General features: G+C 67.9%; 11 protein-coding genes. 10 read left to right on the top strand and 1 reads right to left on the bottom strand.

Translation table 11 applies throughout. From position 1 onward, the window contains the following. From BDIM_RS11335 to BDIM_RS11290, 10 genes are all read left to right on the top strand, one after another. On the top strand, nt 1-947 hold a 947-nt coding region (locus BDIM_RS11335; protein ID WP_155818723.1), incomplete at its 5' end, for a serine hydrolase domain-containing protein. Between the two features lie 85 nt (nt 948-1032). Then, complete coding sequence (locus BDIM_RS11330) at nt 1033-1278, top strand: aa3-type cytochrome c oxidase subunit IV (RefSeq protein WP_040345866.1); 246 nt, start codon at nt 1033-1035, stop codon at nt 1276-1278. Nucleotides 1279-1402: 124 nt separating this feature from the next. Continuing rightward, nucleotides 1403-2536 carry a Re/Si-specific NAD(P)(+) transhydrogenase subunit alpha gene (locus tag BDIM_RS11325; protein ID WP_003165739.1) on the top strand — a complete coding sequence of 378 codons (1134 nt, stop codon included), beginning with the start codon at nt 1403-1405 and terminating at the stop codon, nt 2534-2536. Beyond that, on the top strand, nt 2536-2853 hold the full coding sequence (locus tag BDIM_RS11320) for an NAD(P) transhydrogenase subunit alpha part 2 (RefSeq protein WP_003165738.1): 318 nt from the start codon (nt 2536-2538) through the stop codon (nt 2851-2853). The genes BDIM_RS11325 and BDIM_RS11320 overlap by 1 nt, the downstream gene beginning before the upstream one ends. Continuing rightward, complete coding sequence (locus BDIM_RS11315; RefSeq protein WP_003165737.1) at nt 2853-3161, top strand: hypothetical protein; 309 nt, start codon at nt 2853-2855, stop codon at nt 3159-3161. Before BDIM_RS11320 ends, BDIM_RS11315 begins: the two co-directional genes overlap by 1 nt. Next, nucleotides 3158-3439 carry a hypothetical protein gene (locus BDIM_RS11310; protein ID WP_003165736.1) on the top strand — a complete coding sequence of 94 codons (282 nt, stop codon included), beginning with the start codon at nt 3158-3160 and terminating at the stop codon, nt 3437-3439. Before BDIM_RS11315 ends, BDIM_RS11310 begins: the two co-directional genes overlap by 4 nt. Nucleotides 3440-3458: 19 nt before the next feature. Then, on the top strand, nt 3459-3830 hold the full coding sequence (locus BDIM_RS11305) for a hypothetical protein (protein ID WP_040345863.1): 372 nt from the start codon (nt 3459-3461) through the stop codon (nt 3828-3830). Between the two features lie 27 nt (nt 3831-3857). Then, complete coding sequence (locus BDIM_RS11300) at nt 3858-5276, top strand: NAD(P)(+) transhydrogenase (Re/Si-specific) subunit beta (protein ID WP_003165734.1); 1419 nt, start codon at nt 3858-3860, stop codon at nt 5274-5276. A 72-nt stretch (nt 5277-5348) separates the two neighbouring features. After that, the gene (locus BDIM_RS11295; protein ID WP_244911822.1) at nt 5349-6071 is read left to right on the top strand and encodes a hypothetical protein; all 723 of its coding nucleotides are present in this window, start codon (nt 5349-5351) and stop codon (nt 6069-6071) included. An 11-nt stretch (nt 6072-6082) separates the two neighbouring features. Beyond that, complete coding sequence (locus tag BDIM_RS11290) at nt 6083-6547, top strand: hypothetical protein (RefSeq protein WP_040345860.1); 465 nt, start codon at nt 6083-6085, stop codon at nt 6545-6547. Here BDIM_RS11290 and BDIM_RS11285 read toward each other — a convergent pair. Continuing rightward, nucleotides 6496-7107, bottom strand: coding sequence for a hypothetical protein (locus BDIM_RS11285; RefSeq protein WP_003165732.1), 612 nt, complete (start codon nt 7105-7107; stop codon nt 6496-6498). The two genes, BDIM_RS11290 and BDIM_RS11285, sit on opposite strands and share 52 nt — an antisense overlap. Nucleotides 7108-7346 lie beyond the last annotated feature (239 nt).

Genomic DNA, 7346 nt, shown 5'->3' with positions numbered 1-7346 from the left:
CGGACCTGCCGACCGCGCGGCCCAAGGGGAACGCCCGCGCGCTGGAGGCCGCCGTCGCGCGCGCCTTCGATCAGGGATTCGGCGAAGGGACCAACACCACCGGCGTCGTGGTTATGCAGGGCGGCAAGCGGGTGGCGGAACGCTATGCCGCCGACTTCGGCCCGAACACGCCCCAGCGCACCTGGTCGGTGGCCAAGAGCCTGGCCGGAACCGTCATCGGTGCGGCGGTCCAGCGCGGCGAACTGGATGTGAAAGCGCCCGCCGCCATCGCCAACTGGAGCCGCCCCGGAGATCCGCGCGCGGCCATCACGGTCGACGCCCTGATGCGGATGTCGTCCGGCCTGACCAGCGACACGGCGGGCAACCGCACCGACGGCCTCTATTTCGGCGGCGTGGCCGTCGATGAACAGGCGCCCGGCTGGCCGCTGCTGGCGCCGGTGGGGACGGTCTATCGCTACGCCAACAACGACACCCTGCTGGCGACCATGGCCGCCGCCCCGACCTTCACCGTTCATCCGCCCGCCGAACTGTTCGATGCGCTGGGCATGACGCACACCTGGGCCGAGACCGACTGGCGCGGCAACTACATCCTGTCGAGCCAGGTCTGGACCACGGCGCGCGATCTGGCCCGCTTCGGCCAGCTGTATTTGCAGGACGGGGTGTGGGAGGGGCGGCGCCTCCTGCCGGAGGGCTGGCGGGACTATGTTACGGCGCCCGCCGGGCCGCAGCCGCCGACGGGCGACTTCGGCTATGGGGCGACCTTCTGGCTGATCAACCGCACCGAAGGCGTGCCGGTTGATGCGTTCGCCGCCTTCGGCAACCGAGGGCAGTATGTGGTGATCGTGCCCAGCCGCCAGGTGGTGATCGTACGGCGCGGCGAAGATCCGGCGGGCAAGCCCTTCGACGTCGCCGCCTTCGTGCGTTCGGTGCTGGAAAGCCTCGACTGAGGCGTCGTTGACCCTGACGGGCTTGAGCCGCGCGCAGGCCTCGCTATAAGAGCCGTCGAAATCTCGACTCTTTTTTGGATGCCCCATGGCCGACCAGCACGCTGAAGCGACCGCCCCCCACGTCCACGGGGATATGAACATCTCGGAACAGGCCTGGACCTGGAGCCTGTTCATGGGCCTGACCAAGTGGCTGTCGCTGGCGACGGCCGTGTTGATCCTGTTCCTGACGGTGTGGTTCGCCGTCGGCGCCGGCTTCGTGCCCGCCTTCATCAGCGGCGCGGCTCTGTCGGTGGCGGGCTACTTCATGCTGAAGAGCAAGAAGGCGCACTAAGGGCGACCCCCCTATTGAATGCAGCAAGGCCCGTCGGCGTATCCGGCGGGCCTTTTGCTTGTTTGACGATCCTTCGACCTTAGGCCTAACGTCGATCTGACCCTGGGGAGTGGGAGGGATTCGCTTGGCCGTCGCCATCGCCGTGACCCGTGAGCGCCGTGAAGGCGAGACGCGCTGCGCTGTTACGCCTGAAACGGTGAAGAAGCTGATCGCCCTGGGCGCGACGGTGAGCGTCGAGGCCGGGACGGGCCTCGGCTCATCCTTGCCTGACGCCGACTACGCCGAGGCCGGAGCCAGCGTGAAGCCGGACTTGTCGGCGGCGCTGGCCGGGGCGGACATCCTGCTGAAGGTGCGCGGCCCGACGGCGTCGGAGATCAGCGCCCTGAAGCCCGGCGCGGTGGTCGTCAGCCTGCTGGACGCCTGGCGCGACAAGGCCACGCTTGAGGCGTTGAGGGGCGCAGGCGCCACCGCCTTCGCCATGGAGTTCGTGCCGCGCATCACGCGGGCGCAGGTGATGGACGTGCTGTCGTCCCAGGCCAATCTGGCCGGATACCGGGCGGTGATCGAGGCGGCCTACGCCTATGGCAAGGGCTTCCCCATGATGATGACGGCCGCCGGGACGGTGGCCGCCGCCAAGACCTTCGTCATGGGCGCGGGCGTCGCGGGGCTTCAGGCCATCGCCACGGCGCGGCGCCTGGGCGCGGTCGTCACGGCCACCGACGTGCGCCCCGCCGCCAAGGAGCAGGTCGAGAGCCTGGGCGCCAAATTCGTCGCGGTCGAGGATGAAGAGTTCAAGGCGGCCGAAACGGCGGGCGGCTACGCCAAGGCCATGTCGGCCGAGTATCAGGCCAAGCAGGCCGAACTGACCGCCGCCCACATCATCAAGCAGGACGTGGTGATCACCACGGCCCTGATCCCCGGCCGTCCGGCGCCGAAGCTGGTGACGGCGGCGCACGTCGCCTCGATGAAGCCGGGCTCGGTCATCATCGACCTGGCGGTCGAGGCGGGCGGCAACGTCGAAGGCTCGAAGCCGAACGAGGTCGTGACCACGGCCAATGGGGTGAAGATCGTGGGCTGGAGCAACATGCCCGGCCGCATCGCCGCGGACGCCAGCGCCCTTTATGCGCGCAACCTGGTCGCCTTCCTGGGGTTGATGATCAAGGACGGCGCCCTGGCGGTCGACCTGGAGGAGGAAATCCTCAAGGCCGCCGTCGTCACCCACGGCGGCGCCGTGGTGCATGAAGGAGTGAGAGGCTGATGGAACACGTCGATCCCACCGTCTTTCGCCTGGCGATCTTCGTCCTGTCGATCTTCGTCGGCTACTATGTCGTCTGGAGCGTGACGCCCGCGCTGCACACGCCGCTGATGGCCGTGACCAACGCGATTTCCAGCGTCATCATCGTCGGCGGCCTGATCGCGGCGGCGGCGATGAGCGCGCAGGCGGGCGGGCCGAACGCCTGGATCGCTAAGGGCGCGGGCGTGGCCGCCGTGACCCTGGCCAGCGTCAACATCTTCGGCGGCTTCATGGTCACGCGCCGGATGCTGGCCATGTACAAGAAGAAGGAGCGCGCCTGATGTACAATCTTATCAACGGCCTGATCCTGGTTCTTCTGGCCGTCGCCTTGTTGGTGGTTCTGGCGGCCGCTACGTTAGGCGGCAGGTTGTCGGCTGAGGCGCGTCGCCGCGTCGAGCTCGGCCTGGCGCTGGTCTTCTTTCCGATCGGCGTCGCCCTGTTGATCTGGCGCGCGGCGGGGTTGATGGAGGCCGGAGACAAGTTTGCGGCGCTGGGCGCCGTGGTGTTCACCCTGTTCATCGCCTGGAGCGGCGTTCGTATAATCTGGGCGCGGCGCAAGCGTCTGGCTGAAGGTTCCGCCGCCTCGTGACCCTGTCGCCTATCCTGCTGGCCTTCTATGCCTCCTGGGCCGTCACCGGCTTGGGCGTGGCCCTGTGGATCTGGAGCTGGGTGCGGGTGAAAGACCCCATCGGGCGCCTGCGGTTCCAGGATTGCGGGGTCGTGCTGGTTTTCGCCGCCGTCCTGACGCGCATCATCATCCAGGATCGTCAAATGACGGTCTTCGACTGGGCGATGATCCTGCTGGGGCCTCTGTTCATCGCGGCGGCGCTGTGGCGTCTGTCGCGCACCCAATCCGTCAAACATTAACCTCGAAGAGTATTGCGTGATGAAAGCTGCCCTGATCTCCGTCCTGGCCCTGTCGGCCGCCGCTGTCGCCGGCGCGGCCTCGGCGCAATCCGCGCGTGAAGTGGGCAATGACCCCTATACCGGCCTGCACTGGTCGGTGGCCGCGCCCCAGGGCGCCAGCTGGACGCTGGAGTGCGGCTTCGCCCCGGTGACCATCAGGGGCGTGCACATGAACCGCATCAACCACACCGGCTCGGGCCGGATGGCCGGACGCCTGCCGGGCGACAACGGCAGCTGCCGCGTGACCAAGACGGGCGGCCAGGGTCCGGTCGGCGTGGCGGTGGTCAAGAACGGCCAGGCGACCGCCGCCGGCACCAACGGCGCGGCGCCCGCCGTGGTCAACGTTTTCTGATCTAGGCATGAAACAAGGGGGGAGGGGATGAACGCATCGATCGCGGCGCTGGCCTATCTGGCGGCGGGGGTTCTGTTCATCCTCTCGCTTCGAGGGTTGTCCAGCCCTGTGACCAGCCGACGGGGCAATACGCTCGGCATGGTCGGGATGGCCCTGGCCGTCGGCGTCACCCTGCTGACGCTGGGGACGTCGGGCGCCCTGGACCCCCTGACCCTGGTCCTGATCGCGGGCGGGGTCGTGGTCGGCGGCGGCGCGGGCGCGGTCATCGCCAACCGCGTGCCGATGACGGCCATGCCGCAACTGGTCGCGGCGTTTCACTCCCTGGTCGGCCTGGCGGCCTGTCTGGTGGCGGTGGGAGCGGTCTATGCGCCCGACGCCTTCGGCATCGTCACGGCGACGGGCGGGATCAAGACCCTGTCCATCGTCGAACTGAGCCTGGGCGTGGCCATCGGGGCCATCACCTTCACCGGATCGGTCATCGCCTTCGCCAAGCTGGACGGGCGGATGAGCGGGGCGCCGATCATCCTGCCGGCGCGGCACCTCATCAACATCGCCCTGGCGCTGGCCCTGGTCTTCCTGATCGGCATCCTGATCGGGACGGGCGGGACGGCGATCTGGGCCTTCTGGGGCGTGTTCGCCATCGCCCTGATCCTGGGCGCGACCCTGATCATCCCCATCGGCGGGGCGGACATGCCGGTGGTGGTGTCCATGCTGAACTCCTATTCCGGCTGGGCGGCGGCGGCGCTGGGCTTCACGCTGGAGAACATCGCTCTGATCATCACCGGCGCCCTGGTCGGGTCGTCGGGCGCGATCCTCAGCTACATCATGTGCAAGGGCATGAACCGCAGCTTCATCAGCGTCATCCTGGGCGGCTTCGGCGCCGAGACGGGCGCGGCGGCGGGCGGCGGGGCGGTCGAGACGCGGCCGGTCAAGCAGGGCTCGGCCGAAGACGCCGCCTTCATCATGAAGAACGCCTCCAAGGTCATCATCGTGCCCGGCTATGGCATGGCAGTGGCGCAGGCCCAGCACGCCCTTCGCGAGATGGCCGACACGCTGAAGGAAGAAGGCGTCGAGGTGAAATACGCCATCCACCCCGTTGCGGGCCGGATGCCGGGGCACATGAACGTCCTGCTGGCCGAGGCCAACGTCCCCTATGACGAGGTGTTCGAGCTGGAGGACATCAACAGCGAGTTCGCCTCGGCCGACGTGGCCTTCGTCATCGGCGCCAACGACGTGACCAATCCGGCCGCCAAGACCGATCCGCAGTCGCCCATCTATGGGATGCCGGTGCTGGACGTGGAGAAGGCGGGCACCGTCCTGTTCATCAAGCGGTCGATGGGCAGCGGCTACGCGGGGGTCGAGAACGAACTCTTCTTCCGCGACAACACCATGATGCTGTTCGCCGACGCCAAGAAGATGGTCGAAGGCATCGTGAAGGCCCTTTGACGGTCGTGCGCGAGAACCCTTCGCGCGGCGGTGCGTTGGCTTGCGACGCTCAACCTGAGCCGTGGAGAGATCATGACCGCATTCCAAGGACTGAAAACCGTCGCCGTGCTGGGCGTGCTGGCGGGACTGGCCGCTTGCGGTCAGGCGGAGAAGACGGCCGACAAGGCTGACGCTCCGGCCGAGGCGACCCAGGCGGCGCCTGAAGCCGCGCCTGCAACGGGCGGCGCGCCGACCATCGACCAGATGTTGGGCGTGCAGGTGGCCTATCTGGAATCCAAGCTGGGTCCGGCCCGCACGGTTCAGGACAAGGAACGCACCTATGAGATCGGCGGCTGCACGGTCCGCGTCCGCGCCGAGGGCGACGAGGTCGTCGGCTACGCCGTGCCGATGACGCCGGCCTGCTCGACCCAGGCGCTGGCGGCGCTGAAGGACTATGATCTGCCGCAGAAGATCGACCTGACCATGGGCGAGTTCGCCGCCGCGCGCGGCAACGCCGACTTCAAGGCCGACTGCCTGATGCTGTGCGGCAATGCGGCCGACCCGTGGCTCTATCTGGAAAGCGCCGGCCCGCGCGTGTCGCCGGGCATTCGCGCCTCGGCCGTGATGGTCAGCGACGCCACGATCGACGCCTCCTTCCGCATCCGCGACGCCATCAAGGCGGCCAAGGGCGAGGACTACGTCATCGACACCGGCTTCAACTGTAGCGCCGACTTCGACCAGATGGCGGTGCGCGAGCTGAAGACCGTCCGCATCGACGAGATCGAGGTCGGCTACGTCCCCTACGGCCGCTGCTGAGGGCGAGGGCGATGAAACGCGGCGCGGTTCTGCGCGTCGGAGCGGCGCTGGCGACGACGGCCGTCGCCCTGGCCGCGTGCTCCGCGATGATCCCGGTCAACATCAGCGGCGGGCTGGAACGGCCGGTCGCGACCTTCGGCGTCGACCCCGCAAAGCCCGAGAGAGCCTGCCTGGGCGGCATCGCCGTGCATGAGCGGTCGAACGCCATGATGCGCCCGGTCTGGTCGATCGAGGCGCGCGGCCGCGACTGCCGGGGCCTGAGACAGGTGGTCTATGGCGAGACGCCCGAGGGGTTTGAAACGACGGTGGAGGCGGCGCCGCTGAAACCCGGCGTGCGATACGCGATCGTCGGCTACGGCCTGACCGGCGGACCGCTGAGCCGCGTGCCCTGGCGCGGCGGGGACGAGGTGGTGTTCGAGAATGGTCAGTGGCGTCCGGCAGGCGGGTTGTCCGCTGCTGTCGGGCAGGAGCCGTAGGCCTCACTATACGGGCGATCGAAGCAGGCGATGAAGCCGTCGAGAACCTTGAGGTTGACCGGCCATTCCAGATCGAAGCCGTACTGGGCCTTGAAACGCGCTGCCGCCTGATCAAAATCAGGCGGCTTGGGCAGGGCGGCCAGCCGCTCTCTTGCGGCGATCAGGCCTGCGCGGTCATGGTGAAGGAAGGCGATTGTCCCAAGCGCATAATCGGAAAAGCCACTGCGAGACATGTCAGGATTCACCCCGGCCATCATCAGCCGCGTCGCCGCCTGCGTCTGGCCCAGCCCCGCACGGAGTTGGCCCTCATGCCAGTAGTTGGTGTGGAGTTCGCTCGGTGTCAGGTCGCTCCAACGCTCCTTGCGATAGTCGGCCAGCAGGTCAGCGGCGACGGCTGCGCATTCGGACTTTTCAGCCAAGGGGCGCCAGCCGCCCTGAAGATCCTGGTCAAAGGCGGCGGGCGGCAGCGCGAGAAGCGCCGCCCGGTCGTGAGAGCAGGTCTCGCTGACTGAAGAAGGCGCGGACTGTGCGATAGCCAGCGACATGAGAACGATCAGCATTGAAAGCCCCCTGAACGTCTGATCATGAGAACGATGTTCTGTGTCTGAAATGTGGCTGTATTGCAGGGGGCATTGGCCTGATAGGCGAAGCGCGCCATCAAGCGCTTGGCGTTCGTGTCGAACCTCCGTGGCTGGCGAGGGGAAGTGGAATTCACTGTGGATGAGGTCGTCGAGAACCTGGGGCTGCGGCCGCTGGTCGAGGGCGGCTGGGGGCGGCCGATGGCGGGGGCGGACGCCGC

Source organism: Brevundimonas diminuta ATCC 11568, from assembly GCF_000204035.1.
GTDB classification, from domain to species: Bacteria; Pseudomonadota; Alphaproteobacteria; order Caulobacterales; family Caulobacteraceae; genus Brevundimonas; species Brevundimonas diminuta.
Note: the sequence above shows the minus strand (reverse complement) of the source record. Positions and strands in the feature narration are given on the sequence as shown.

Bases quoted from the DNA above. Each gene is read 5' to 3' on its own strand.
- BDIM_RS11330 (WP_040345866.1), top strand. From the start codon at position 1,033: ATGGCCGACCAGCACGCTGAAGCGACCGCCCCCCACGTCCACGGGGAT.
- BDIM_RS11320 (WP_003165738.1), top strand. From the start codon at position 2,536: ATGGAACACGTCGATCCCACCGTCTTTCGCCTGGCGATCTTCGTCCTG.
- BDIM_RS11315 (WP_003165737.1), top strand. From the start codon at position 2,853: ATGTACAATCTTATCAACGGCCTGATCCTGGTTCTTCTGGCCGTCGCC.
- BDIM_RS11305 (WP_040345863.1), top strand. From the start codon at position 3,459: ATGAAAGCTGCCCTGATCTCCGTCCTGGCCCTGTCGGCCGCCGCTGTC.
- BDIM_RS11300 (WP_003165734.1), top strand. From the start codon at position 3,858: ATGAACGCATCGATCGCGGCGCTGGCCTATCTGGCGGCGGGGGTTCTG.
- BDIM_RS11295 (WP_244911822.1), top strand. From the start codon at position 5,349: ATGACCGCATTCCAAGGACTGAAAACCGTCGCCGTGCTGGGCGTGCTG.
- BDIM_RS11290 (WP_040345860.1), top strand. From the start codon at position 6,083: ATGAAACGCGGCGCGGTTCTGCGCGTCGGAGCGGCGCTGGCGACGACG.
- BDIM_RS11285 (WP_003165732.1), bottom strand. From the start codon at position 7,107: ATGCTGATCGTTCTCATGTCGCTGGCTATCGCACAGTCCGCGCCTTCT.